14 protein-coding genes are annotated in these 24348 nt (G+C 31.7%); 5 read left to right on the top strand and 9 right to left on the bottom strand.

The window, feature by feature from the left end:
- Positions 1 to 497 precede the first annotated feature (497 nt).
- Together ES044_RS00755 and kdsA are read right to left on the bottom strand one after the other, a co-directional pair.
- Positions 498 to 1460: a transglutaminase domain-containing protein gene (locus tag ES044_RS00755; RefSeq protein WP_147117513.1), complete on the bottom strand. Its 963-nt coding sequence runs from the start codon at positions 1458 to 1460 to the stop codon at positions 498 to 500.
- Between the two features lie 234 nt (positions 1461 to 1694).
- Positions 1695 to 2513 carry a 3-deoxy-8-phosphooctulonate synthase gene (gene kdsA / locus ES044_RS00750; RefSeq protein ID WP_147117319.1) on the bottom strand — a complete coding sequence of 273 codons (819 nt, stop codon included), beginning with the start codon at positions 2511 to 2513 and terminating at the stop codon, positions 1695 to 1697.
- Positions 2514 to 2657: 144 nt separating this feature from the next.
- On the opposite strand from kdsA, the gene ES044_RS00745 reads away from it, so the two are divergent.
- Positions 2658 to 3722 carry a M28 family peptidase gene (locus ES044_RS00745; protein WP_147117320.1) on the top strand — a complete coding sequence of 355 codons (1065 nt, stop codon included), beginning with the start codon at positions 2658 to 2660 and terminating at the stop codon, positions 3720 to 3722.
- 4 nt (positions 3723 to 3726) lie between these two features.
- On the top strand, positions 3727 to 4242 hold the full coding sequence (locus ES044_RS00740; protein WP_147117321.1) for a DUF4136 domain-containing protein: 516 nt from the start codon (positions 3727 to 3729) through the stop codon (positions 4240 to 4242).
- Between the two features lie 63 nt (positions 4243 to 4305).
- On the opposite strand, the gene ES044_RS00735 is transcribed toward ES044_RS00740, so the two are convergent.
- Together ES044_RS00735 and ES044_RS00730 are read right to left on the bottom strand one after the other, a co-directional pair.
- Positions 4306 to 4749: a hypothetical protein gene (locus tag ES044_RS00735; RefSeq protein WP_147117322.1), complete on the bottom strand. Its 444-nt coding sequence runs from the start codon at positions 4747 to 4749 to the stop codon at positions 4306 to 4308.
- Positions 4750 to 4844: 95 nt separating this feature from the next.
- On the bottom strand, positions 4845 to 11471 hold the full coding sequence (locus ES044_RS00730) for a carboxypeptidase-like regulatory domain-containing protein (protein WP_147186843.1): 6627 nt from the start codon (positions 11469 to 11471) through the stop codon (positions 4845 to 4847).
- Between the two features lie 171 nt (positions 11472 to 11642).
- Here ES044_RS00730 and ES044_RS00725 point away from each other — a divergent pair, with 171 nt between their 5' ends.
- Entirely contained in the window at positions 11643 to 12995 is a 1353-nt protein-coding gene (locus ES044_RS00725; protein WP_147117324.1) for a UDP-N-acetylmuramate--L-alanine ligase, read from the top strand.
- Positions 12996 to 13393: 398 nt separating this feature from the next.
- On the opposite strand, the gene ES044_RS00720 is transcribed toward ES044_RS00725, so the two are convergent.
- From ES044_RS00720 to trkA, 5 genes are all read right to left on the bottom strand, one after another.
- Positions 13394 to 14524 (bottom strand): hypothetical protein, encoded by a 1131-nt coding sequence (locus tag ES044_RS00720; protein WP_147117325.1) that lies wholly within the window; start codon positions 14522 to 14524, stop codon positions 13394 to 13396.
- 1298 nt (positions 14525 to 15822) lie between these two features.
- Complete coding sequence (locus ES044_RS18400) at positions 15823 to 15999, bottom strand: hypothetical protein (RefSeq protein WP_189663138.1); 177 nt, start codon at positions 15997 to 15999, stop codon at positions 15823 to 15825.
- A 20-nt stretch (positions 16000 to 16019) separates the two neighbouring features.
- Positions 16020 to 19043: a T9SS type A sorting domain-containing protein gene (locus tag ES044_RS00715; protein ID WP_147117326.1), complete on the bottom strand. Its 3024-nt coding sequence runs from the start codon at positions 19041 to 19043 to the stop codon at positions 16020 to 16022.
- A 277-nt stretch (positions 19044 to 19320) separates the two neighbouring features.
- On the bottom strand, positions 19321 to 20820 hold the full coding sequence (locus ES044_RS00710) for a TrkH family potassium uptake protein (protein WP_147117327.1): 1500 nt from the start codon (positions 20818 to 20820) through the stop codon (positions 19321 to 19323).
- 1 nt (position 20821) lies between these two features.
- On the bottom strand, positions 20822 to 22168 hold the full coding sequence (gene trkA, locus ES044_RS00705; RefSeq protein ID WP_147117328.1) for a Trk system potassium transporter TrkA: 1347 nt from the start codon (positions 22166 to 22168) through the stop codon (positions 20822 to 20824).
- A gap of 113 nt (positions 22169 to 22281) precedes the next feature.
- On the opposite strand from trkA, the gene radC reads away from it, so the two are divergent.
- Complete coding sequence (gene radC, locus ES044_RS00700; protein ID WP_147117329.1) at positions 22282 to 22968, top strand: RadC family protein; 687 nt, start codon at positions 22282 to 22284, stop codon at positions 22966 to 22968.
- Between the two features lie 75 nt (positions 22969 to 23043).
- A complete protein-coding gene (locus ES044_RS00695) occupies positions 23044 to 24348 on the top strand; it encodes a polysaccharide deacetylase family protein (RefSeq protein ID WP_147117330.1) in 1305 nt (434 codons plus the stop codon).

Genomic DNA, 24348 nt, shown 5'->3' with positions numbered 1-24348 from the left:
TCTTTTAAAAATAGCTCTGAACTTATTAAGAAATGAAACATCAGAAAAACAGGGAATTCCTGGTAAAAGACTTAAAGCTGCTTGGAATGAAAAATATTTATTAAAAGTACTTAGTGTCAAAGTATGATTCTGCCCTGAACAGCAACCAGCACCTTTTAAATGGAGGTTGTTACTCCTGCAAATTTTTATTAGTGAAACTCAACTTTGAAAAATAGCGGAACTATGAATTTAAAATTGCAAGTTGCTGTGCCTGTTTGGCATGCTAATCCCACCAAATGCATTGAACTTGTTTCAGTATTTAGCGTGATCTCAGGCTTAATATCCCCGCCGATATGTGTCGAAATATTAAAAGATTATTCTTTTGTGATATTTTGATGGCTTTGCCTTTAAGTTGTTCATTGTATACTCAAGTAATCGCGTTTTTGGGGCGGAATTGTATCGAGATATTTTTTAATTTCACTTGTTCCAATTACAAAGTTAAAGCGAACAAGTGCAATTTACCTGACAAGCACCTTAAAATACAAAGCATCGTCATTATTAATAAATAAAATTAAGTCGGTATTTCTTTGCGGATTTTTTATCGTCATCGTAGAGATATCACCAACCGTTTTAATAATTGGTTTTCGAGAATTTTTAGATCCTTTAAAACTATATACCACGAAAGAATTGGTGTCAAAATTCTTAAATTCTAGTTCAATGTTTTTAGATGAATTTACTCGAATTGTTCCGCTTGTTGGCGAAACTAAATCGGTTTGTAAACCTAAAAAAGTAGAGGTGTAAACGGGTTGTTTGTAAAAGGCATCTAAAGTCATTCTGCCAAAACGTAATACCCATACTGGTTTTTCTGGATAATGAGATTTAAAGATTTTACTTTTAGGAATGTCAAAAAAATACGGATTAAATTCTCGAATCCAGCCAGTACCCGAATTATAACCTGCTGCCCAAGTTGCATCTAAAAGAACCCAGCTGCCATCAATTTTCACAGCATTCCAGGCATGATTCACAGTTTTTGAAGTTTTACCAATTTCGTCTGCATTATTTCGAGTATATCCTTTTATAACTTCAGATTCAATATTTAATAAATTACAAATTATTTTAAAAGCTTGCGCATATTCTTCGCAAACGCCTGTTTTATTGCGAAACATATCTGCAACCAACGTGTATTTTATCGCTTTTAATTTGCGGTTTTTTTCTTCTTCGGATGAAAACTCGATACGAAATCGTCTTGGTTCAGGGTTGTAATATTCTTTTAAATTGTACCGTATGTTTTTTGCCAACCAAAAGAAAGTAGCTCTCGCTTTATGAGCATCCGAAGAAAAATCTTTTTCAATTTTATTGGCTAAATCTTCCGCTTTAGAAAATCTCGGATATTCTAAAACTTTAGCATCAACATCAGAAAAATCTTGAGAATGCAAAGAAATACTACAAAGTAAAATAATAATAATAGTAAGTTGTTTCATCATTTAAAGAGTAAACAATTTTAAGAGTCAAAAATTGTGCCTTTCATTTTTATGTATACTTGCGAGTTTTAGAACTTGAAATAAATTCAGTTAAGGAACTCTATTGGTATACATAAATTACTACGGTTTTCCGAAACTTTAAAACAGGGCAATAGCTGCATAATACTTGCGAAATCTCGATACTGAACAAAGTTTAGTATCGAGACTCTTTAGAATAATAGGGATTAATTTTTCCTATAAACCATTCACTGTTTTTCGAATCGCAACTAAATTGGTTAATAATTTTTCTAAATTATCTAAATGCAACATATTAGCGCCATCAGACTTTGCATTTGCAGGATCGAAATGAGTTTCAATAAACAAACCATCTACATTATTTACAATTCCGGCTCTAGCAATGGTTTCAATCATTTCAGGCCTTCCGCCAGTTACACCAGCAGCTTGATTGGGTTGTTGTAAAGAATGGGTAACATCTAAAATTGTAGGTGCAAATTCGCGCATTTCAGGAATTCCTCTAAAATCGACAATCATATCTTGGTAGCCAAACATAGTGCCTCTATCAGTAATCCAAGCTTTATGAGAACCTGCATCTTTTACTTTCTGAACGGCGTGTTTCATGGCAGACGGACTCATAAATTGTCCTTTTTTTAAGTTGACAACTTTTCCTGTTTTTGCGGCAGCAACGACTAAATCGGTCTGTCGTACTAAAAATGCCGGAATCTGCAATACATCAACATATTCTGCTGCTTTTGCTGCATCAGAAACTTCATGAATATCTGTTACCGTTGGCACACCAAAAGTTTCAGAAACTTTACGTAATATTTTTAGCGCTTTTTCATCGCCAATTCCCGTAAAACTATCAATTCTGCTTCTGTTTGCTTTTTTAAAACTGCCTTTAAATATAAACGGAATCGCTAATTTATCGGTAATTGTAATTATTTTTTCAGCAATTCTTAACGCCATTTCTTCGCCTTCAATAGCACAAGGCCCCGCTAAAAGAAAGAAATTATTTGCATCTAGGTGTTTTATATTCGGAATTTCAGATAAAATCATTTGTACATTTTTAAGCAAAAATACGTAAAATTTGAACGTGTTCATTGTGTTGATTTTTTAGTTTTAAAGCGCAGTAAGGAATTAGAAATTATAGGTTGATTTATGATTTTATTGGTATATTTATACTTTTAAAACAAAATAATAATGAAGAAAATAATTAGTTTTTTAATAGTTCTTGCAACAGTATTCAGTTGTGCGGTTATCAGTAAAGGACAAAAAGAAACAAATGGAAAAAACGGTATAAATGGAATAGATGGGACTAATGGGAAGGATATTACCGCTGGTTTATCATTAAATAAAAAGAAAGAGACTTCTTTTTTTATCGATTCTACCATGGTAAGAAAGCACCTCTATACATTGGCAGCTGATGACATGGAAGGCAGGAAATCTGGAACCGTAGGTATTGAAAAAGCCGCTAAATATATAGAAACCGAATTTAAAAGAATTGGTTTAACCACTTTTGAAGGGTTAGAAACCTACAGACAAACGTTTAGTTTTGCACCTAGAAAAGGGGAAGAGGAAATTACAAGTGCCAACATTATTGGTGTATTGGAAGGAAAAAGTAAAAAAGATGAATATGTAATTATTTCTGCGCATTATGATCATTTAGGGATGAAAAAGAAGGGGAAAGGAGATGTTATTTTTAATGGCGCAAACGATGATGCTTCTGGTGTTACTGGTGTTTTAGCCTTGGCAGCATACTTTAAAAAAGTAGGCAACGAAAGAACGATTGTTTTTGTAGCTTTTACGGCAGAAGAAATGGGCTTAATTGGTTCTACGCATTTCGGAAAAGGAATTGATGCAGCAAAATTTGTGGCAGGAATCAATTTAGAAATGATTGGTAAAGTGCCAAGTTTTGGGCCAAATACGGCTTGGTTAACGGGTTTTGATCGTTCTGATTTTGGAAAAATTATTCAGAAAAATCTAAAAGGTTCGGGGTATCAATTATTTCCGGATCCGTACAAAAATTTTAATTTATTTTTTAGATCAGATAATGCTTCATTGGCGCGTTTAGGCGTTCCGTCGCACACATTTTCTACAACAGCAATTGATGTAGATAAAGATTATCACCAAGTTTCTGACGAGGCTGAAACTTTAAATATGACCGTAATTACACAAACGATTCAAGCAGTTGCCATAGGAACAGAAAGTATTATTAATGGCAAAGATACACCTACAAGAGTGGTTCTTAAAGAGCTGAAAAATTAATGGTATGAAGTATTTCAAATACCTCTTTTTGTTTTTGTTGATGGGTTGTTCAACATCAAGAGTAATTACAGATTATAATGCTGAAATTAATTTTTCTAATTTTAAAACATACGCATTTTATGAAGATGTAGGAGTAGGTTTAAATGAATTAGATGTAAAAAGAGTTACTAATATTGTGAATTTTAAATTAGAACAATTGGGTTTTTTACAATCTGATAATCCTGATTTTTTTATCAACATAAAATCAAAAATGTCAGAAGCTCAAAATAATAATACCATCGGAATAGGTTTAGGAACTGGCGGTATAAACGGGGGGTTTGGCGTTTCTGGCGGAATACCCATTGGTGGTAAAAAGTTAAATGAAGCATTTACAATCGAGTTTGTGAATGCAGAAAATAACATACTTTTTTGGCAGGCAATCTTAAACTCTACCATTAAAGAAAAAAGAAAACCCGAGCAGAAGGAGCTACATTTTCAAGAAATAATTGCTAAAATTTTAGAAAAATATCCACCGAAATAAAATTATCCAGCAAAAAAAAATCCTCTAAAAATTAATTTAGAGGATTTTTTTTATGATTTTCAATTAAAACTGGTATCTAATAGAGAATGCAAAATCGTTGCTTAAACCATTTAAATCGCCCGTAATTCCTGCTTCTGGTCTATAATCTAAAGAAAGTATAAAAGGCGCATTAAAGTTATATTCAATTCCTATTACTCCAGCGCCATAAATGCCCACTTCTTCAGTAGAAATTAAACCAGCACCAAAACCTGCATACCAATTAAAACGGTCTTCAATAGTCCAAACCCATTGGTATAAACCTGTTGCTTTAAAGTCGCTTAAGCCGTTGCCTAAACCCAAATCAATCTCTAAACGATTGTTGTCGTTTAATGCTTTTTGGTAAGAAATTTCACCTCCAAAACCATTTCCGCCGCTAAAACGCAAACCAATTGCATTGTTAGAAATATCTTGGGCATTTAAAGAAATGGCACCAACGAATAATGTAAGTGTTAATAGTAATTTTTTCATGATTGATTTTTTATTTTGTTTTTATAATGCAAAATTAGAATTAAAACGGGAATGAAATGCACTCTACCAAATGACTTATTAACACAATTCAAATTTTAGGGAGTAATTTTTAAACGAATTCCTTTAGAGTGGCTGCTAAATTCTGGCGCGTACATGCTTTGTATGGTTGTAATGCCGTTGCTAAAGTTACCCGCATTGTTTACACGAACATCATATTCAAAAACATAAATTCCCTTTGGTATTTTATCAAAAAAGAAATTAGTTGCGGCATCTTTTGTGCTTTCATAATACCCTAAATTATCTTGCCATTTGTAGGTAGAAATTACATTAATAGGTTCAACACCAGAGGCTCTCATATCTTTCATATGAATAAATTCTAGATCTCTATTTGAACGCAATTCAATACGAACTGTAATTAAATCGCCAACTTTTAAAAGTGTGTTTTTGTTGATTGCTTTCAATTCTTTTCCTGTATCAGAATTTACTTTTAAGAACAATTTTTTATTTATTTTTAACGGACTTTCTGCGGATGTAATTTTATCTAAATCCTCAAAATACTGCCAATACAAAGCTCCCCAAGCAGTGCCATTTCCTTTTTTGTGGATGGTTACTTCTGCCATTTTCGGAGTAATTTCTGCAGCATTCCAAGAAGTTTTAAAATATCCTGTTCCGGCTTCGATTTTTACATTTTCTATTTCTGCTAAATTTATTTCTTGATCACCAATTTTAATAGCCACCATTTCTGTAATAGAAATCCAATCACTTCCATTTAGCAATAAGGCATAAATAGCTTCTGTAGTTGCCTTTGTAGTTGGCCATCTATTTGTTTGCTTATTTTTAAGCAACCAAATTTTAAGATTGTCAATGGTTTTTTGTTTGTCTTGATGTATGTTAGGATCTAAAACTTCAGAAAAAGTTTCAATCATTAATGCTTGCGTTTCCACTGGCGCTTGATAATAGTAATAACCAGCCTTATTCGTTTTCCAATACATGCCTAATTCATCAGAAGTAATTGAATTTTCTTCTAAAGAGTTTAATATCTTGTTGGCAGTTACTTTTTCATCATTTCTAAAGAGCGATAAAGCAATTTGGCCTTTTGCGTATAAATTAAATTCGTTCCAGTATTTTGTAGTTTGATTTCGGTAGTAATCAACAGCTGTTTTGGTTTTATCATCTAGAGAGATATCAGCATAAAAACTACGCATATACAAATATTGAATTGTAAAATAGGTTAAATTATTTTTTGATAGATAATTTTTGTAAGCCGTTTCTCCATCTTTTTTGATGTTTGATTTTTGTTTTATTTTTTCAGCTCTTTTTAATAATTGCTTATAGTTTTTTAATAATTCGACATCTAAAAACTGTACAGATTTTTCAATCATTTTTCTGGTGGATGCGTCAACATCAGTAACTCCCAATTTTTGCAAATGCCCAAATCCCGTTGCAATGTGTTGCGTTATAAAAACGTTTTCATAACGACTTCCTTTAAACCAAGGAAATCCGCCAGAATTCATTTGCATATCTTGCAATTTATGAATCGCCCTTTCTTGTTCGTTTTGCATTTTATTCAAATCGAACAACAAGCCAATTCTCTTTTTTTGTTCCGTTTCAGATTGCGCATCTCTTAACCAAGGCGTTTCTTGAATGATTAGCGATTTTAATTCCTGATTTTTTTCTAAATTTGATAAAAGAGCATCAGAGTTTCTCCAAGAATTAAATACTTCTTGAATCTTCGGATTTGAATTTGCCACGAAACTCGCCAATGTATTTGCATAATATTTAGAGAAGGTTTGCTCTGCGCATTCATAAGGATATTCCATTAAATATGGCAAAGACTGAATGGCAACCCAAGCAGGATTTGACGTCATTTCTAAAGTCAGCTTGTGATTTTTTAAAGTTGATGATGAATTATTCTTCAATTTATCCAATGTAAAAGTTTTCGTTTCATTTGATCGAATCCACATTGGTAATGTTTCTGTTACCAACATTCTGTTGGTTAAAACAGGCAACACATTTTGTTCTCCGTCAGAAAAATTACCAGCTTTTGCTACAATCTTATATTGAACAGCTTGTATGTTTTCGGGGATTGATAAACGCCAAGAAACATTTGTATTTCCGTCTTTATCAACCGAAAAGCTCACGTTGGCAGTGCCTTCTATCTCTCCCGAAGGGAGAGAACCATCTTTCTTTAACAGATTGTTTGTAATGTCTTTCCCAGAAATAGCATCGGTTAAAATCAATTTGGCAAAGCCGCTCAACTGATTATTAGTAAGGTTGGTTATTTTAGCACTTATTATAATCGTATCTTTTTCTCTTAAAAATCTCGGCGCATTTGGTATCACCATCAATTCTTTTTGAGTAACGGTTTGTAATGTTTTTGTTGCCGATTTTAAATCTTTTGTATGCGCTAGTAATTGTAATTTCCATCTTGTTAAAGCTTCTGGCATTGTAAAAGAGAAGCTTATTTTACCTTCTTTATCTGTTTTTAACTGCGGATAAAAAAAAGCGGTTTCTTTAAAGTTTTTACGCACTTTAACTTGAGATAATGCTGCGATTATTTTTGATTGACCCGCTTTTGTGGTGATAATAACAACGCCATTTGAGGCTCTTGAACCATATAAAGAAGTTGCTGCAGCATTTTTTAAAATCGAAATAGTTACAATATTCTTGCTGTTTTCATCAAAAGAAGCTACAATTAAACCATCAACAACATACAGAGGGTTGTTGCTGCCCGTAAGACTGTTTTTGCCCCTGATTTTAACAAATGGTATGTTTTTAGAATCCTCTTGAACTGCAATTCCTGCTGCTCTTCCTTTTAACATATTTGCTGAACCTACAAAAGCTTCTTTGGTATACGTTCCATAACCCATAACCACAACTTCATCTAAATGTTCTGAACTTTCTTTTAATTCAAAATCTAAATTTGTCTGATTGGTAATAGAGAATTCTCTAGGTATAAATCCTAAATAATTAACAATTAATACATCTCCTTTTTTAATTTTAATAGAATAATTTCCATCAAAATCTGTTACTGTGCCAAAAGATGTTCCTTTTATTCCAATTGAAACTCCTGGTAAAACTTCTCCATTATCATCGGTAATAAAACCTGTAACCATACCATCAAAATCTTTTCTAGAACTATTTATTTTTCTTTTAGTATTTCTTAAATATTGCAAATTTGTCCATTGATTATTGTTTAAACTAAACCCAAACCAATTATAAGTAGTGTTGCCAATTTTTGGAAATTGATCATAATTTCTTTGATTATTATTGATAGAAAAGTATGTGTTGCCAAAACTTTTGTTGGCATTACTAACATTGTAAGAGTAATAATTTTGTTTCGAAACTATAGGGTCAAATTGCCAATTATGAGCTTTAAATTCATCTAACGAAGCATCATACATAGACGCTAAAACTTCTGAAGCAACCGCATCGTTTTTATCATTTTTAATGGTAAAACTCCACGTTTCATTTTGACCGGGTTGTAACTTGTCTCTAAAAATGTTGGTTGTAATTTCTATAGATTCCTGTTTTTCTGGAACGTTAATTAATAAGTTTCCGCTTTTAAAATAGTTATAGTTTACAAAGTGATATTTAATAGCAAAGCCGCCAAGATCTTCTTTATGTACAGGGATTTTAATTGTTTTTGTACTGTTATTTAAATGAATAAGTTGTGTATCAACAATTTTATGATCTTTTTCAATTTGTATAACAACAGTCATGTTTTTAGATGCAGAACCAATTTGTATTTCAACCTCATCATTAACCTGATAAAACGTTTTGTTCGTGTTGATGGTAAACAATGAATTGTCTGCAATTGCTGTTTCTTTTGATGAAAATAGGGTTATTCTTTTTTCATCTTTAACTTTTTGTCCAAATTTATCTTTGCTGTCTAAAATAACGATGTATTTCCCTGAAATCCAATTTTTTGTATTTTTTAAAATGATTTCTTTGGATGTTGACGTATCAAAATTTTTGGTAAAAACCAACGCGCCTTTTTTCCAATTATTTGCATCACTTTCTTCATCGATATAAGGATCATTCGGAAATAAGGTTCTAAAGGTATTTTCAGAAATATCTTGATAATCTGGCGCAGACCAAGGTCTTTTTCTCAACGGATTTTTAGGTGCTTGTAATTTATAAATTTTGATAGTTCCTTTGGCTTCAACAAACTCTTCATTCAGGTTTTTTGTATCAATGTTTATAATAGTTTCTTTTTGGTTTTTATCAATATTGTCATCCATAGAAATCGTTGCTAATAAAGAATGATAACCCACTTTTACAATTGTTGTTGCACTTCTAGTCTCTCCATTCAGGTCTGTTACATCAGCAGTTATTTCATAATTAAAAATGGGTAAACTTTTATTATCAACAGTTTCATCAGCTAAAGCTTTAAATTTGATAGAAAAATTACCAGATGCATCTGTAATGCTTTCTCCGTTTGTTATTTCTTGAGAATTAGAAGCAGGGTTTGGTCGTCTCCAATAATACCAACTAGGATATTGCACTTTTCTATGCACTCGATAGACAACTTTTGCATCGGTAATATTTGCGCCAGAAAAGGCTTTTGCAAAACCAGTAATTTTTACAGAATCGTTAATTTTAAAACTTTCTGTAACGGGCTTAAATTCGGTTATAAAATTGGGTCTTTTGTATTCTTCTACAGAAATTGTGGTGGAATTATTATAGTCAAATTCAAAATCATCTTTGTCATAAAATTTGCTGTCATGTTCAGTACTTTCTTCTACTTCAATAGAAAACTCTCCTGTTAAACCGTTATTCGGAATTATAAACTCACCAGCTACAGAACCAAATTCGTTTAGTTTTAAATCGAGTGTTTTTACAACTTGATTGTTCACATCATGTAAGGTAATTTCAACATATTCATTTTTAAAAACTGTAGATGTATCTCCTTGTTTTTTAATGACAATTGCTTTAAAGTAAGCAGTTTGTCCGGGTCTATAAATTCTTCTATCCGTAAAAATAAAGGGTTTTATAATAACGTCATCATCAGTATCATTTTTGTAATATTGGTTAGCACGTCTATAAAAATAATGATTTCCAAAAGTGGCAAAATCGTTATCAGTAGTCACCGATAGTTGTACGTTTTGATAAACTTCATCGCTTTTAAAAGAAGCGAAACCGTTTTTATCTGTGATCAATTTTTTGTTGATATAATTTAGATTTTGAAATACTTTATTTTTAAGGTGAATTTTGGCCTTTTTAATCGGTTTTCCTGTATTTCTGTCTACAATTTGATAGCTGTATTCTTGATCAAAATTATTTTCAATGAGTGTTAAATTGGTCACTTGAATACCGGTAGTTCCGTAAATCGAATTATCATTGAAATCTTCATTTTCGGATGCCAAAATTAAATAGGTTCCGTTTTTAAATTTCGGAACAATTACTTCTGTAGCATGTTGTGCATAATCTTCTTCGTTTCTTAATTGATGATTCCAAGTTGATGCTTTCTCAAGTTGATTGATGAATATTTTTTTATCTTCAAACTTGTAAATTTTATGAAACTGTTCTTCTTGTTTTAGGTCGATGTGATACGCTGTGAAAAACAACTTTTCTACATTTTTATAATTCACTAATAGTCTAGAATTTTTATCAATCGGACTGTATTCTTCAGCTTGTATAGAAAGTGATTTCTGTTCAATTTGAGATTTTAAAATAACACATTTTTGAGCGCCTAAACTTTTAGAGAATTGTTTTATAATTTCATTACAAATAGCCAAAGCCTTTTTGTTGAGAGACTTATTTTTATAGATTTCTGCAATTTCAAAGGCATACAAACCACTTGCTTCATGATTTTTAAACAACTCTTTTGATGTTTGTAAGGTCGATATTAAAAGCACTTCTTTAGCCTCAAAAGTTCCATGTAGATGTACAAAATTTAATCGTTGAATATCAATTGCTGCTAATGCGTTTTTGTTGTTTTGTTTGAGGTGAAACGCAATCAATTTTTGATATACTTTTAAAGCATTCAATTGCAGAGACAAACTATCTTTTGATGAAATTTCTAAATCAGAAAAAGTTGTTGCATCACCGAAAAAAGCAGCATTATTGATGACGAATTTATACGAAGGACGGGTACTTGAAGTTTCAGAAGATTTGTAGAATTCTAACGAATTATTGGCAAGAAAATCAAACAAAGTAGGTTTGTAAATTTTGGCGTCTGTGTTAATTTGTAAAATAGTTGCAAATGCCGCTATTTCTATTTTTTGAAGTTCAATAGCATTTTTTAAGGAAGCATTAAAATAGTGTTGAATTTCTTCAAAAAGTGTTGTTAAGTCCCAGGTTCTAAAATCATTGATATCAACTTTATTTGTTGTTTTTGTACGATTGTAAAATTGATATCTATTTTGATTAAAATATTGCCAATATAAATTTCCTAGAATATTTTCTAGTACATTTTTTGTCGGAAAATCACTTTTAGAAATTTGCTCTTTAAAGCTGTTAATTATTTTTAATTGCGCATCTTCTTCTAAAGTTAAAGAAAATTTACTTTTGTAAAAAAGTGATTTTATAAGCTGTGAAGCGTTAGTTTCTTTTTCGGCTTTTGCATAAATACCCTCTACAATTTTTAAGGCAGATTTTGGTAAATTATCAACTTCTAATTTTTCAACTTGCGTCCAAAGTGCATCAAAAGTATCTTGAGCTTTAGACGATAAAGAGAAGAGGATAATAAAGCATAATAAAAGTGTCTTTTTTTTCATCATATTAAATTTTACGAACACCAAAAATCAGTTAATTTATATAAAAATACAATTCATATTTAGTTTACACGATCATTTTACGAGTAAAACTACATTTTGAATGAGTTTAAGGGTAAATATCTAACGAAATTTAAGAACCTTTTGTATTTTTGCAGCTTTAAAATTCTGTTGATGAACATACATTTTATTGCCATTGGAGGAAGTGCAATGCACAATTTAGCAATTGCTTTACACCAAAAAGGATACCAAGTTTCTGGAAGTGATGATACCATTCACAATCCGTCTAAAGCTCGTTTAGAAAAACATGGATTGTTACCAAAAGAATTTGGGTGGTTTCCAGAGAAAATTTCTTCTAATTTAGACGTTATAATTCTTGGAATGCATGCTAAAATAGACAATTTAGAATTGTTAAAAGCGCAAGAATTAGGTTTAAAAATATATTCATATCCAGAGTTTTTATATGAGCAATCTAAAGATAAAACACGGGTTGTAATTGGTGGTTCTCATGGTAAAACAACCATTACTTCCATGATTTTACACGTGCTAAATTATCATGATAGAGAAGTTGATTACATGGTTGGCGCACAATTAGAAGGTTTTGAAACGATGGTGCATTTAACGAAAGAAAACGATTTTATTGTTTTAGAGGGTGATGAATATTTGAGTTCGCCAATTGATCGGCGTCCTAAATTTCATTTGTACAAACCCAATATCGCTTTGTTAAGCGGTATTGCCTGGGATCATATTAATGTTTTTCCGACTTTTGAAAATTATAAAGAACAGTTTAAGATTTTTACAGATTCTTTGATTAATGGGGGAGGTATGGTGTATAATATCGAAGATGAGCATGTAAAAGAGATTGTTGAAACATCAGAAAATCATATTAAAAAATATCCTTACGAAACACCAAAGCATTTTATAGAAAACGGAATAACGTATCTAGAAACGGCTGAAGGCGATCTACCTTTAGAAATTTTCGGAAAATACAATCTTCAAAATTTAGCTGGCGCAAAATGGATTTGTCAGCACATGGGAATTGACGAAGATGATTTTTACGAGGCTATTGAAAGTTTTAGCGGCGCAAGCAAACGTTTAGAGAAAATTGTAGAAACGAATTCTACTGTTATTTTTAAGGATTTTGCACACAGCCCAAGTAAGGTTGCTGCAACTACAAAAGCATTAAAAGAACAATATTCAGAGAGAACCGTTTTGGCTTGTTTAGAGTTGCATACGTATTCTAGTTTAAATGCCGATTTTTTAGCAGAGTATAAGGGCGCTTTAGATTTTGCAGATAAAGCGGTTGTTTTTTATTCGCCAGACGCAGTAAAAATTAAACAATTAGAAGAGGTTACAGCACAACAAATAGCAGACGCTTTTAAAAGAGATGATTTGATTATTTATACAAATCCGCAGGAATTTAAGAACTTTTTATTCAGTCAAAATTTAGATAATACAGCGGTTGTTTTAATGAGTTCTGGTAACTATGGTGGTTTGGATTTTGAGGAGGTTAAGGAGCTAGTCTAGATTGCTTTTAAACCTAATTGAACTAATTTTTTAATGTAGAATTCCTTATCGGTAATTCTTGTAAAAAACCAGTTTTTATAGGCTGCATTAAAAGCATACTTATTAATAAGGTCTAATATACCTAGAATACATAATTTTGTTTTGATTTTTTGTGATGTTTTATACACAAAGTATCATTTTCTAATAATGTGTTAAAGTCTTTAAGATATTTTGTAATTTCTTTGTCATGAACGTACTGTAAAGATTCTGGGTTGTTGAAAAGAATATTGTAGGAAGCTAAAAAACAATTTAAAGGTTTTTTTTATCTTTACGCTACACCCGATGGTCTGCTTCGAGGTTGGTCATTGTGAACTTCACGACTAATTGTTAGGCATTTAGCAACAAAAAATAAGATTTCTTTATAATTTATTTTTAAATATTTTTTCAACAGAGGCTATCATTTCATCATTGTTAGAGTAGGTTAATTGGTAACAATTTAAGGTAGCAAACCAATCAAGAAATTTTTGAGCATTTTCTTTTTTGGGTGATAACCAAGAATCCGGAATTAATTGTTGAAAAGCATTAATTTTAGAGATTTTTTGGCAGGTGAGTACAGCGTCTTTTTGATATTTGATAAAAACTAAATCATTACAAGGTAAATGTGCAAAAAAATCGGAGTTATTCGGTTTTAAATAACGAACAATTTTATTTAATCTTGTAAAATTGTATTCGGCAGAGGTCTCTAATTCAGGGTACAAGGGTAATAAGGCCTCTAAACTATTCTTCTTTATAGAGATTGCTGCCGGAAAACTATATACCTCTTGGTTTTCTGCATCAACAGGAACAAAATCGTCTGCTAAACAGGTAAAACCGTTTGCTTGCAAAAGAGCTAAAGACGTACTTTTTCCGTTGCCGGAATCTCCTAAAAATAAGATTGATTTTTGACCATTACTAATCGCCGAAGCATGAAAAACGCCCAACCATTCCTCTTCATTTTTCTGATGAATTTGCTGAATTAATTCCATAGAAAATTTACCCTGAAAATAATGAATTTCATTATTACTCCAAGAGCCTATCAATTCATTATTTACATAAAGAAATATATAATTTTGATCTATAAAAACCTCAAATTCATTCAGGTAACTACTAGTTTCCTCCGTAGTTAAATGACCAAATTTGGGATGGACAAAAGCAAGTTCTTTTTCGGAGAGATAAGAAACTTTAAAAACAATATTATTTATTTTGTAAAACTTTGTGTATTCAAATGATTTTGGTCTTTTAAGGTTTTTATGATCATGAACGATGTCAGCTTTCCCTTTTGATTTAAAAAATTTATGTTGAAGCTCTTTAACAAAATCCATAGATTTTTCTATCGGTATCTCTAATTTCTTTGAGAGTGTTTTAGCTATTTCATGAATTGGTTTTCCTTGGTTTATGTCTTTTAAAATGTTTGCTGTAGTGTTTTGTAACACTACATATTCATTCTTATTTTCGAACCAAGAAATAGTTTGGTCATCAAAAACCTTATTGAGTATTGTTGTTTTTTTCATAAAGAATAAATGTAAGTGTTTTGTAGTTAGTAGCAAAAAAAAACACCTCAATTTTGAAGTGTTTCTTTAGATACGAACCTTTAAAAAGAGTTTGAATTTGAACTTGACCTTCCGCTTCCTATACCTCCTGGTAGAATAGTCGTATCAGGAAGATCAGAGGTATGGGGCATGTAGATCATACCACTTTCTGCTTGTGCTTTCTGCGGATTTAAAATTAGATAAGTTCCTAATGCGGTCAAAGCACCAAACTTGCTATAATTGCCTATTCTTTTTAGCGCACCTTTACAAGTGATTTCTTCTTGTTTTTTCTATGTCTTTTTCATGGTTGTTGTTAAATGTTTTGATAGGTTTTAAAAATGGTGTTTTTCTTTAATTTTATGGCTTTAGTTTTTTGCTTATTGATTTTTATGTAATAGTAATACCTCTCCTATAAATGCTATTTTCAACTTTAGAACTAAAATAAGGTTATGGTGTAGTCTGATTAGTTAAAATAACACAACTTAAAATTAAACTAATATGCACGAATATTACCGAATATTTTTTAATAAACTAGTACTTTTAATCTTTAATTATAATAGAATTTGAAGCTCGCAATATAGTAACTTCATAATATACTTTTTTTATTTAATGAGTCGAGTAAGGGTTTCAATATTAATAATTGAATTAATACATGTATTGAAAGCAACATTATTATTTTATATTTTAATAAAATAAAGTAAATGAATTCTATCTTAAAGTATTGATGAAACTATTCGCACTGCTGTTTTCTGAAATATTAAGTACTCTTTTTAGGGGATCGCTAAAGCTTGTTAAGGTTTTCAATAGGCTAAAATTGATAGAAGCATTTGTTTTAGGTAGAAATTTATTTTCCAAATCATAAACAATTAAGGGGTTCAAGTAAGCTATTTGTTTTGTAAGAATACTAGCATGAAAGTAAAAAATTGTAGGATGGTTAAAATAATTATTGGTTTTTATTAGTCTAAAGAATATTTTAGAAATTTCTGTGCTTTTTGTTTGATTCATCTGCTTTATTAAACCTTGGCAAAGAGAATTCTAATTAAAAACGAATTAAAAAGGACCTAATTTGTTGTTTAATAGTATTCCATTATAATTGTTAAGAAAAGCTAGTGTAATTTTGTTTTCTATCAAGAATACTGCTCATCATTTTTAGAATGCTAGAAAGCACAAGATAGAATGGGTAATGAATTTTAATAATTTTTATTTTTGAGTTAAAAAGCTTCTAAAAAATAAAAACGCCCTATGAGATAGAGCGTTTTTTAAAAAGATAAAATGTATTTCTAAAATCCACTTCCAGGACCTTCCGGGTTTCTAGATGTTGCCTGCGCTGTCTGTGGGTTTAATATCATATACGTACCAAGTGCTGTTAAAGCAGCATATTTGCTATAATTTCCTATTTTTTTAATTGCTTCTTTGCGAGTAATTTCCTGTTGCTTTTTTTCTATATTTTTTTTCATATTGTTTCAAATTTGGATGCTTATTCTAAAGTGATTTTCTTGTTTATACTCCCTGTGGCAGTCTCTATCTGAACAATATAAATTCCTGAAGCTAAATTGGGTAAATAAATATCATGTACTCCGTTTGATGTAAAACTTGCTTTTATCATTTGTTTGCCAAGCATGTTAAATAATTTTACGGTTGCTATTCCTTGAGGCAAACCAACAATTCTTAAGTTAAAATTATCAGTTTTGTAGATACTAATATTCTTTAAATTGAATTTATCTGTATTTAATACGCTATTAGATTTGGTGTGTAAATAAAACCTACCAATTCCGTTTAAAGCCGCTTTTAAAGTCACTTGATACGTGTTATTTTCTGCATCTAACCTTGTAAAAGTATTGGTATATCGATCTTCTAGAAAGACTTTAATATCATTCGGTAGGTGTAAAGCTTTCGCAGAAAAAGTGATTTCAGTATTGATAGCCGCTTTAATTCCAACAGGAACTACTAAAGATTCTATATCTTTCTTCGGTAAAGCTTGTCTTGAAAATGCAATTCCCTCGTTATTTTCAATTAAATGTGTATAAATTCTAATATCTGATGCAACGCCATTAAACATTCCGATATCAGAACCAACATCTAAACCTGTAGTTTTATCATCTAAATAATTAATTTTTGTTTTTTTAGTACTTTTACCGGTAGATAACACCAAGTCTATTGATGTATTCGAATTTTTGTAGAAAGTTATACCAATTTCGTGACTTTGAAGTGCTTTTGTAAAAGACGCAGTGCCATCAACTTTCGAATTTACAAAGAATGCTTGTGCAGGATGTAAATATCCTGTTGTTAAGTCTTTATAAGCGCCAGTTTCTCCAGAGGTAGGATTCCAAACATATATCGCTGAAAATGAATCGGCTAAATTATTGTTAGTGACGGTGTTTTCAGATATAAACGCAGCAATATCTATATAAGCAGGATATGGGTTTCCTATTAAATTCCAAGTATTTATATTCGTCGAAATAGTAGGGTTTACAGCAGTGTTAGGGTAAGTTCCTGTAAAAGAATACGTTCCGTTGCTTGCTCTTTTTAACGAATAGCCTTTACCAGAATCAAAGGTTTTACTTTCTCCATCTTGCATATATACCCAAGGACCTGTAGTTTCATTTCGTGTACCGTTTTGATAGGTAGAAATTCCTCTATTTGTTCCAGTTCCGTCGGCAATACTATTGGCGTTTGCCCAAGTATCGTTATAGCTTTCGCCAACAACCGGCGATGAAACTAAATGCCATTGATCTGAAACAGCTATATTGTAGGTTATATTTCCTGTTGAGCTTCCTGCTACAATTAAAGAACCGCCAGCAGTAATATGTATACCATCTGGTTCTGTAATTGTTAAGTCATTTACTACAGCGCCAGTTGTTGCTCCAATTATTGGTGCGGTAGTAACTTCAGGAATGATAACATTATCAGATGCTATAGGAACTGTATTTGTGTCCCAGTTATTAGTAGTTGCCCAATCGGCGCTTTCGCTGCCATCCCAAGTTATCGTTGAAGGACTAGAATCAGTAACTTTAAAAGAAGAAATAGAATAACCAGTAGTACCACCACTGCAATTGAATGCAAAACCAACGATTAAGGTTGAAGCAACTGAAACATCTAAATTAGTTATTGAGTAATTTACAGAAGTTCCATCAGTATCTTCAGTTAAAATAATATTTGTTTCAATGGGTATTCCACCATCCAAAATATAATAATATTTGAAGAATTCGGTTCCAACATTTTGTACTTTATTAGAAAGGGTAACTCCTAAGCCAGCTATATCAATAGTTGAAAATCTACTAATATTTATACTCTGACTTTCAAAAACTCCTTCACCTCCCCAATCAATAGTTTCTAATTTACCTGAAACAACTTTAAAAGAGTTTGTAGTTGTATCAGAACTAGGTGTTGTGTTGTAAGATAAAGACCATTGATTTTGCGGTTCACCAAATGGGCCTGCGCTTGCTGGTCCATCGGCTGGTGGTGAACTTGTTGTATGGTCTGCAAAACCGTCATCATCATTAGTAAAGTCTGCATTATACAGAGGGCCTTCTGGTGTTTCATCTTCAGTAACAGTTATTGTATGCGTGTTTTGCGAGATAATTAAACCACTAACTGAACTTGTTTCTGTAAGAGTTAAAATAATTTCTTCATCATCCAAATCATCATTATCAGGGTTGATGTCTAAAGAAATATTTTGAGAACTATTGGATGTAAAAGAAAGGGAAGTGGTGTTTAATGTATAATCATTTACTTCTGCAGTTCCGCTTACAGCAATAGAAATGTCTATGTTGTTGCCATCATGACCGGAAGCAGTAATAGGAATTGTTATATTAAAAGAGGTGTCTGTTTCTGTTTGTGAACTTGCTGTTGTATTAAAACCAACTGTTGGCTCACTAACCGTAACGGTAAAAGAGGATATTGGATTAATATCGGCAGAACTACTTACAGTCCAATTTGTAACTTCATTGATAGCAGCGAATAAGTCAGCCATTGTTCCTGTTGTGATACCCGAATAACTGCCATCATCACCACCTAAAAGTAGATAGTCACTTGAAGTTAATGTGTTTATTGGAAAACTACCTATATGGCTTTCATCCTTGCCTACGGCATGTAAAAAAGAGGTAACATTGCCAAGGCTACCTTGATAAGCTAAAATGCCATCCCCACTATTGCCCAATATAAGGCTTCCATCGGTAGTTGGCGTAAAATTAGTAGCAGATCCATTTGAGTTGCCACTTATTACAGTTCCTGCTAAAACTCCTCCAGTAGGAGTCGTGTATTTCACAGTTCCTTCGCCTGCTCCTATTGTTGAACTGCCATCAGCTTCTTCGTCCGTAAAAAATATTTCGGTCTCTTGTTCTAAATCTTTAAAAGTTACAAAAGTAAATTGCTCTTGTCCTGTGCTTATCGCAATAATAGCGATATCTCCTTTTTCTAATACAGTTTGCCCAAAAGAATTGTTTGTCCCAATTGCTAAAAATAACGTTAAAGCAATTTTTAAAATGTTTTTGTGTTTCATGTTTTTTATTTTTAAGTCCACAAATTAATACACATGGAAATAAAATAATTACGGGAAACCTTATTTAGCTGAAATTTAGCATTTTATTGGCAAATGGTACTATCAGTTATTTTCGAAAAAACAAATAGTACACAGAGTTCTCGGACGCTCTTCGACTGTCGTTAAGATTTGAGTTTGAAACCTACAATTGTCATCAAATGAAACATAAATTTTTTTCTATTTGATAGTTCTATAGGCATGCCTTAAAGTATTATATCATTTATGAAGTAGAAGTATCTTAATTCTTTCGCCAAAAGAAGGGCGTAAATAAAATTAAAACCGTAAAAAGTTCTAATCTACCAATTAACATCAAAAAAGAACAGAACCATTTTGCACCAGCAGATAAATGCGCAAAATTATCTACAGGACTTACAGAACCAATTGCCGGACCAATATTGCCCAGAGAAGAAGCTGCTGCCCCAATTGCAGACAAAAAATCTAGACCCAGTAACGTAAGCACAACAGAGGCCATGATAAAAATAAGCATGTAAATGATAAAGAAAGAGAGAATGTTAAAAACAATAGTCTGACTTACCGATTTACCATCATACCGAACCGGAATTATGGCATTTGGATGCAAGGCTTTTTTAAATTCTAAAAAACTGTTTTTAAGCATAATAATATGTCTTACCACTTTTACACCGCCACTTGTAGAGCCTGCAGAGCCACCTGTAAAAAAGAGTGCGAAGAAAATTCCTGTTGCAAAGAAACTCCACATGGTAAAATCTGCGGTTACAAAACCTGTTGTTGTAACCACCGATGTAACCATAAATAAAGCATGTCTTATAGCACTTTCTGCCTCACCAAAAACTTTAGGGTGCGCAATAGTAGTTTGTAAGTTAGGATCTTGAAAAAAGTAAATGATTAGCGTAATAATAGCTGAAACACCGATAATTCCGAATAAATAATATTTAAATTCTTCGCTCTGAAAAACCTTTTGAATTTTACCCTTTAAAGCAAAATAGGTAAGCACAAAATTTGTACCCGCAACCAACATAAAAAAGATAATAATATATTGTACAAAAGGTAAATTGTTATAAAAAGCAACACTATTATTTTTTGTAGAAAAACCACCAGTACTCATCGTCGCCATGGCATGATTAATAGCATCAAACCAAGTCATGCCTGCAAATTTTAATAAAAAGAACTGTACAAAGGTTAAAACTACATAAATTAAATATAATCTTTTTGCGGTATCTGTAATTCTTGGGTGTAATTTATCTGCGGATGGTCCTGGAGCTTCTGCCATAAAAAGTTGCATGCCTCCAATACCTAATAATGGCAAAATAGCGATGGTTAAAACGATAATTCCCATACCACCAATCCAATGGGTTGCACTTCTCCAGAAAAGAATACCTTTTGGCATCGATTCAATATCGGTTAAAATAGACGATCCCGTTGTAGAATACCCAGAAATAGTCTCAAAAAAAGCATTCGAAACATTGGGTATTGCGCCAGATAACAAATAAGGCAACATTCCTGTAACAGAAAGTGTTAACCAACCCAAAGTAACAATTAAATACCCCTCTTTTTTATGAATGTTTGTGTGGGTGGGTTTGTTTGAGAAAAATAGCAACAGCCCAATAAAAGCGGTAATAACACCTGCATTTAAAATACCAAAAGCTTCGGTTTCGTCATTTACCAAACTAAAGGGAACTGCAATAAACATAAAGCAACCGTTTAAGATTGCTGTGATGCCCAAAAAGCGATAAATTATTTTTAAGTTTAAAGATCCCATTTTATTTAAATAAACCTTCTACCGTAGAAATAGCTTCTGGCAAACAGAAAACAATTACTTTATCTCCACTTTGTATTTGCATATCACCAAAAGACATCAAGGCTTTGCCGTCTCTAATAATACCTCCAAAAACAGCTTCTCTAGGAAAACGTAAATCCTTAATAGGCTTTTTTGTTACTTTTGCATTCGGTTTTACCTCAAACTCAAACACTTCTGCATCAATATTATGCAAGTTGGCAAGTTCTAAAATTTCACCTTGTCTTATATGTTTAAAAATATTACTGGCTGCAATTAATTTTTTATTAATCAAAGATTGAATTCCGATAGTTTGAGAAATATCGATATAATCCATATTTTCCACCAAAGCAATGGTCTTTTTAACGCCTTTAGATTTTGCGACTAAACAAGACATAATATTGGTTTCAGAGTTGCCGGTAACTGCAATAAAAGCATCGGTTTCTCTAATATTTTCTTCTTCTAAAAGTTCTAAATCTCTACCATCACCATTTATAATTAAAGTATCACATAAAGTTTCGGCAAGTAATTCTGCTTTTTCTCTATTTTTTTCAATCAGTTTTACCTTAAAGTTATCTTCACAAAGATGTCTTGCTGTTTTTTCACCAATACTACTTCCTCCAAGAATCATTACATTTTTAATTTCGAATTGTTCTTTACCAATAATAGGATATAAAGCTTTAATACTGTAGTTGGGTACAGAAAAATAGACTTGATCGTTTAGTTGATAGGTGGTATCGCCTCTAGGAATTATGGTTTGTGAAACATTTTCTCTTTTGATGGCAATTGTAATAAAATCTACATTTTTAAATTTTAGTTTGGCTTCTTTTACAGTCAAATCAACCAAAGGAGATTTATACGTAAGCTCAGTTCCCATTACATTAAACAAACCGCTTTCAAACTGAACAGTATCATTAAAAGAAGATTGATTTAACAGCATTTTTATTTCATTTGCGGCTAATTCTTGCGGAGAAATCATAAAATCGACCCCAAATTTTTTAAAATCAACTTCACAATCGTTCAAAAATTCAGGATTGTCTATTCTAGCAATAGTTTTTTTAGCACCTAAAGATTTACCAATTACAGAAATTGTAAAATTTGTATTTTGGCTATCGGTAACAGCAATTAATAAATCTGCCGTATTAATCCCTATTTCTTTTAATAATTTTATAGAAGTTGCATCACCTTTTTTGGTAATTACATCTAAATGATTGTTTAAATACTCTAATTTTTCACCGTCAAAATCGATGATATAAGTGTCTTGAGATTCATAAGAAAGTAATTTTGCTAAATGAAAACCAACATCTCCAGCACCTGCAATTATTATCTTCATATTTTAAAAATAGATATAAGTTACAAAGATATAAAGACTTGAGGAGGTAAAATAAATAAAACTGTTTTTTCAATCCTTTTGGCTGATTTTTGTATTTTTATAAAAAATGATAAATGGAAAAACTGACAATTAAATCTTGGGCTTTAGATGATAGACCTAGAGAAAAGCTGGTAGCAAAAGGAAAATTAGCCTTATCTGATGCAGAATTAATTGCTATTCTCATTGGTTCTGGCAATAGAGAAGAAAGTGCCGTGGGTTTGTCTAAAAGAATATTACAGTCTGTGGATGGTAATATTAATCGTCTCGCTAAATTATCAGTAGAAAAATTAACGGAATTTAAAGGAATCGGAGCGGCAAAAGCGGTAGCCATTATAACGGCATTAGAATTAGGTAAAAGAAGACAATTAGAAATTGCGCAAGAAAAACCAAAGATTACAAGTAGTAAAGATGTTTTTAATTTGATGCAACCTATTATCGGCGATTTAGAACACGAAGAATTTTGGGTGCTTTTCTTAAACAATTCGAATAAAGTACTGTCAAAATCACAGATTAGCAAAGGCGGATTAACTGCCACTATTGTAGATGTTAGATTGTTGTTTAAAAGAGCTTTAGAATTGGCTTCTGTTGGGGTAATTGTGTGTCACAACCATCCATCAGGAAAACTAGAACCTAGCAATGCAGACAAACAAATTACCCAAAAAATAAAACTTGCGGGTGTTACGTTAGATATTAAGCTGCTAGATCATTTAATAGTGACTCAAAAAGCCTATTTTAGCTTTGCCGATGAGGGAATTATGTAGTTGGCAATTTTGAGTAAACAACAAACAGAATACTGCTCTTGAAAACTGAATACTAAAAATTTCTACCAAAGAACAATGATATTAGTTTACACACACAAAATTACACCAAGAGTTCGTTATATTTTTAAGCATCTATTAACAAGAACATTGCTAATTCCTGTAGATTTTACATCGAAAGTAGAAGAATTTGTAGCACATAACGGGCCAAAATTATCGTACACAAAAACAGCTTTAGGAAGTGAGTTTTTTGTAAAAAGTAATGATTTATTGTTTGAGCAAGGCGTAAACGATTTAGAAATTACATTGAATAGTTGGGAAGGAGTTCCTTGCTTTTTTGGCACGAATTTAAAATCTGTAATTCCTTTTGATATTTTTGCGGCTAGTTTTTACCTCATAACTCGGTACGAAGAATATTTACCACACGTAAAAGATATTCACGGTCGCTATACAGCAGAGCAAAGTTTGGCTTTTAAAAAAGGATTTCTAGAAAAACCCGTAGTAGATATTTGGGCTTTTAAATTTTTAAAACTTTTAAAAGAAAAATTTCCAGATTATAAGTACGAAACAAGAGCATACGAATATATTTCTACCATAGATATAGACAATGCCTTTGCTTACAAATACAAAAGCTTAATTAGAAGTATTGGTGGTTTTTTTAAGGATTTAGTCAAAGTTAGAATTTTTAATATTTGGAATCGTTTTGCGGTAATTTTAAATATTAAAAAGGACCCTTTTGATACTTTTCAGAAAATTTTAAGACTAAAAAAGGAGTATAATGTAAAAACTATTTTCTTTTTTTTGATCGGGGATTACACCACTTTCGATACCAATGTTTCAGCCTCTAAAAGTACATATAGATTGCTGATTAAAGAAATGGTAGATTATGCAAGTGTTGGTTTGCATCCTTCTTATTTTTCTATGAAAAATGTGCCACTTTTAAAAAAAGAGAAAGAACGTTTAGAGCATATTACCAATATTCCTGTAAAAAGGTCGCGGCAGCATTATTTACGATTTTGTTTGCCAGACACCTATCAACATTTAATAGATTTAGAAATAGAAGAAGATTATTCTATGGGCTATGCCAGTAACGTGGGTTTTAGAGCAAGTACTTGCACTCCTTTTTATTTTTATGATTTAGATTTCGAAATTCAGACGCCGTTAAAAATATATTCTTTTGCGTTGATGGATACTACTTTGAATGATTATATGGAGCTAACACCCAAACAATCTTTAGGTAGAATTAGAGATTTAAAAAATGAAGTAAAAGCTGTAAACGGAACCTTTATTACACTATTTCATAATGAAAGTTTAAGCGATTATTTGCGATGGAAAGGTTGGAGGCGATTGTACGAATCTATGCTTAAAATTGCCACTCCTTAA

The sequence above is a fragment of the Polaribacter sp. IC066 genome (assembly GCF_007997085.1).
Lineage (GTDB): Bacteria > Bacteroidota > Bacteroidia > Flavobacteriales > Flavobacteriaceae > Polaribacter.
The sequence above is the reverse complement of the archived record's forward strand: the minus strand, read 5'-3'. Positions and strand labels throughout refer to the sequence as shown.

Excerpts from the sequence above, each read along its gene's own strand:
- ES044_RS00755 (WP_147117513.1), bottom strand. The coding sequence starts at position 1,460 with ATGAAACAACTTACTATTATTATTATTTTACTTTGTAGTATTTCTTTG.
- kdsA (WP_147117319.1), bottom strand. The coding sequence starts at position 2,513 with ATGATTTTATCTGAAATTCCGAATATAAAACACCTAGATGCAAATAAT.
- ES044_RS00745 (WP_147117320.1), top strand. The coding sequence starts at position 2,658 with ATGAAGAAAATAATTAGTTTTTTAATAGTTCTTGCAACAGTATTCAGT.
- ES044_RS00740 (WP_147117321.1), top strand. The coding sequence starts at position 3,727 with ATGAAGTATTTCAAATACCTCTTTTTGTTTTTGTTGATGGGTTGTTCA.
- ES044_RS00735 (WP_147117322.1), bottom strand. The coding sequence starts at position 4,749 with ATGAAAAAATTACTATTAACACTTACATTATTCGTTGGTGCCATTTCT.
- ES044_RS00730 (WP_147186843.1), bottom strand. The coding sequence starts at position 11,471 with ATGAAAAAAAAGACACTTTTATTATGCTTTATTATCCTCTTCTCTTTA.
- ES044_RS00725 (WP_147117324.1), top strand. The coding sequence starts at position 11,643 with ATGAACATACATTTTATTGCCATTGGAGGAAGTGCAATGCACAATTTA.
- ES044_RS00720 (WP_147117325.1), bottom strand. The coding sequence starts at position 14,524 with ATGAAAAAAACAACAATACTCAATAAGGTTTTTGATGACCAAACTATT.
- ES044_RS18400 (WP_189663138.1), bottom strand. The coding sequence starts at position 15,999 with ATGAAAAAAAATATAGAAAAAAAGCAACAGGAAATTACTCGCAAAGAA.
- ES044_RS00715 (WP_147117326.1), bottom strand. The coding sequence starts at position 19,043 with ATGAAACACAAAAACATTTTAAAAATTGCTTTAACGTTATTTTTAGCA.
- ES044_RS00710 (WP_147117327.1), bottom strand. The coding sequence starts at position 20,820 with ATGGGATCTTTAAACTTAAAAATAATTTATCGCTTTTTGGGCATCACA.
- trkA (WP_147117328.1), bottom strand. The coding sequence starts at position 22,168 with ATGAAGATAATAATTGCAGGTGCTGGAGATGTTGGTTTTCATTTAGCA.
- radC (WP_147117329.1), top strand. The coding sequence starts at position 22,282 with ATGGAAAAACTGACAATTAAATCTTGGGCTTTAGATGATAGACCTAGA.
- ES044_RS00695 (WP_147117330.1), top strand. The coding sequence starts at position 23,044 with ATGATATTAGTTTACACACACAAAATTACACCAAGAGTTCGTTATATT.